This window comes from Bacillus cereus group sp. N6, from assembly GCF_016483705.1.
Classification (GTDB): domain Bacteria; phylum Bacillota; class Bacilli; order Bacillales; family Bacillaceae_G; genus Bacillus_A; species Bacillus_A wiedmannii.
Window position 1 is genome coordinate 1 of record NZ_JAEHBI010000129.1, and the last position, 3146, is coordinate 3146.

Sequence of the window (3146 nt, forward strand, 5' to 3'; positions counted from 1 at the left end):
GAAAAAAATAGCCCTCCATCTAACCAAAAAGGGGTTAGTGGCGGGCTATTTTTCTAACTTCTATTATTTTATATGGTCTTCTTTTTTGGTTATTTTACAAAGTTTTTTAAGCGTAATTAAAATGGCATTACCTATATCATGTGATTGATGAAGACGGTTATACATTAGATATTTGACTTCGTGAAAAGCGAAAGAACAAGGGGCATATCTTTATAAAACGTTTGGGGAACCCGTAGTTCTCATAACAGACAAGAATCTAACATTATTTTGCGTCTCGAACCAATTAAAAGAACAAAGTTTTTATAAATATATCACTGATTGTATAATCAAGTGCTTGAACAATTTAATGGCGCAGGATCGTAGACATGTAAAGAGACGTTTGGCCAAATCCATAGAATTTCAATGTTTTCTGCATGTTTCGTATACATTAAAAGGTATTGAAACTATCTATGGACGATAAGCCGAAAAACAGGAGTTTGAAATCAAACTCCTGTTTTTCGGCTTATCGTGAATTGCAACAATTCCTAATCATCAAAGGGCTGTGAACTAATCGTCACTGAGCAAAAATTGAAGTAGGAGCTTCTTAGTTCGGCGATGAAAGTAACCTTTCGACTCCCTGTTAGCCACTTCGAGGTGTTCCACTCCTAGCCACTAGATATCCAATGATTAGATGCTCTTTTGGTACGGTTGATATTTTACGCAGGAATCGAATGGCCTTAGGTTTTCACAGGCTATTTTCTCCCTGAAACCTCCTATATCAAGTGATCAAAGAACTGTATCTAAGTAGTTTAGCAACAGTTTTTGGCTATACTCAACCGAAATACATCTCCTGTATATCGGTGGGCTATCGCCTTTCAGACGTTTGAGAAAGAGGCATTCTTTTGGTAAATTCGTTGAAGTTTGATATGGTGAAAGCAAATTAGGATGAGCCCAGTTGTATAACGGTTAATGCAGCAGCACGGATGTCTACTGTACCAATTACTTCAATCGGTACAATTTGAATGAGATCATCTGGATTTAGGTTAATGAGAATGACGCCGCTAGAGACCTCGACTTCGCCTGTACCGATCATGTTAGAACGCACTGCGGTTCCAGATCCTGGAATGATATTATTGGGTGTATTTAGTGTTAAAAAGAAGCGGCTAGCTTCTGGTGCCACGGGAATGTTATCCAGACTGATTGTGAGTGTATAACTAATTTGGTAAATACCATTTTTTTGCATTCTAATACCAGTTCCCGTACTTAGGGTATCATGTATGATTGGAATTGTTATATTTGGATTTGGACTGGTACTAGGCAAAGATAGTGGTGTTTCTAATGTTGCAAATTGAGGTGTAGTGGCATTGAAAGCAAAACCGAAGGCAGGAAGTGTATGAGATTTGTGTGGTGCGCAGATCATATTAGCGCAATTAAAATCAGAAGAAACCAAGTTGTTCACTCCTCTATTTTGTCTAGTTTTAATTAATAAAACAGATGCTTTTGTTTCTAGAAAATGAGTATATGAGTGAAATAAAAAAGAGTAACTTTTCACTGTTCCGGAAAGGTGTAGTGATTGATTAGTTACTTTGACTATATTACAATGTATGCTGATTTTTTTAAATAGAAACATATTTATGAGTTGCCTAAAACACTTTGAGGGGACCGAGAAAGGAATGCTTCGCACTTAATAAGTTTTGAAGAGAAAACAGCTGAGCATACAGTTGTTCTTTTAGTGTATAAAGCGAAGAAAAGTAATAAGGAAATTTCAAGAGAAAAATGTATATGTAGTAGAAACGAAGAGTGATACAAAAATAAAATGGGCACGTGTACCCGTTTTATAAAACCCTTATTTATCATTGTTATGTGTGTGAGTTATGAACAATGGTTCAAAAAGTAAGAGGTCAAAATAGTATATGCTAATTCGGTGAAATTGATAAACGTTAAAATTTTGTTGGATAATAAAGGGGAAATCTAGGTGGGAATGTTATAAAAAGGTAGGGCATCTTTTCGTTTAAAGTGGATAGAGCATAATAGATACGAAATACTTAGATAAACAGTACTTGTATTCTGGGTCGATTTGATTATACTAAACAAAAAAGAAATGAGTACATTCATTCCAATAAGAAGGGACTGGATGACATAGATTATGTTTACACATAAACGACAACAAGAAATTCTCAACATGTTATTACAAGATCCAAGGTGACATACCGTAGGTGAATTTGCCGAACAGGATTACTGTACAGTGAAAACGGTTTGAAGAGATTTACACTATTTAAAAGATTAGCTCCTGCCGGAATAGCACATCCAGCTAATGAAAAGAAATGGTGTGGAATTACACAAACCGCCGCATTCATCTCAAACCAGCATATTTTCTTCCTTTCAGCGAGAAGATATGCAATTTCGCGTGCGAAGGTATCTCCTTTATTTTGATTTAGAGTTGTAGAAGAGGTCTTTACGTATCGTGGGGATAGAAGCACATATTGTATATATGTTTTACGAGTTATACGTTACCACGTATGGGTGGGAAGGATGGCCTTTTTCTGATGAAATAGATGTCTGTCCCTATATTACACAAATGGAACAAAAGTTAGACATATAATTTTATCCTGGCTATACACAACCACTCGCCTATTTACTCGCCGTTGCGATTCAACGGAAAAACAGGGTTATGACATGAAAATATTGCTAATTCATGAGACATTGATTATAGAGCCCCGTTGTATCATAAAATAAGAAAGCTTCCTGTGACGTTCCATTAATAAGAGACGATTGTGTTTTTATGAAAATTGCTGCATGTTCCTTCTAATCAAAAGCAGTATAAACAAGACGTACTATAACATTTTTATGAAGGAACCTCCACTGTGTACCAGTATGCGCAGGAGTTAGTAGAACGATTAGAAAAAAAGTTTGATCGTCTTTTTATCAAGATGAAGAATTTTGATTTTGCTTATTGTGATATATCAAATAACTTCTCTGCCGAAATCAGTATATTCCTGCCCTTACCTCTTTTCTGTCGGATTGGTAGGAGCAAATCCGACAGAAATATACGACAATGTTTCAAAAGGTTCGTGCCGTTTATACAGCATGAATTTGGGACTACTTTATCCATTGTACCCGAAGAAGTGTTAGATATTCACAAATATGATGTACAACAGTTAGGGATA

The 3146-nt window shown here is 35.9% G+C and carries 3 protein-coding genes; 2 read left to right on the forward strand and 1 reads right to left on the reverse strand.

The genetic code is table 11. The features are described 5' to 3' along the window. Positions 1 to 919: 919 nt before the first annotated feature. Positions 920 to 1399 (reverse strand): exosporium protein ExsF, encoded by a 480-nt coding sequence (gene exsF, locus JDS99_RS30230; RefSeq protein WP_199696418.1) that lies wholly within the window; start codon positions 1397 to 1399, stop codon positions 920 to 922. Positions 1400 to 2235: 836 nt separating this feature from the next. On the opposite strand from exsF, the gene JDS99_RS30235 reads away from it, so the two are divergent. Together JDS99_RS30235 and JDS99_RS31755 are read left to right on the forward strand one after the other, a co-directional pair. Further along, on the forward strand, positions 2236 to 2412 hold the full coding sequence (locus tag JDS99_RS30235) for a hypothetical protein (RefSeq protein ID WP_199696417.1): 177 nt from the start codon (positions 2236 to 2238) through the stop codon (positions 2410 to 2412). A 431-nt stretch (positions 2413 to 2843) separates the two neighbouring features. After that, a partial coding sequence (locus JDS99_RS31755) for a hypothetical protein (RefSeq protein ID WP_206773333.1) occupies positions 2844 to 3146 on the forward strand: 303 nt, incomplete at its 3' end.

What these genes read in the sequence shown, in the direction of transcription:
- exsF (WP_199696418.1), bottom strand. Translation starts at nt 1,399, where the DNA reads ATGATCTGCGCACCACACAAATCTCATACACTTCCTGCCTTCGGTTTT.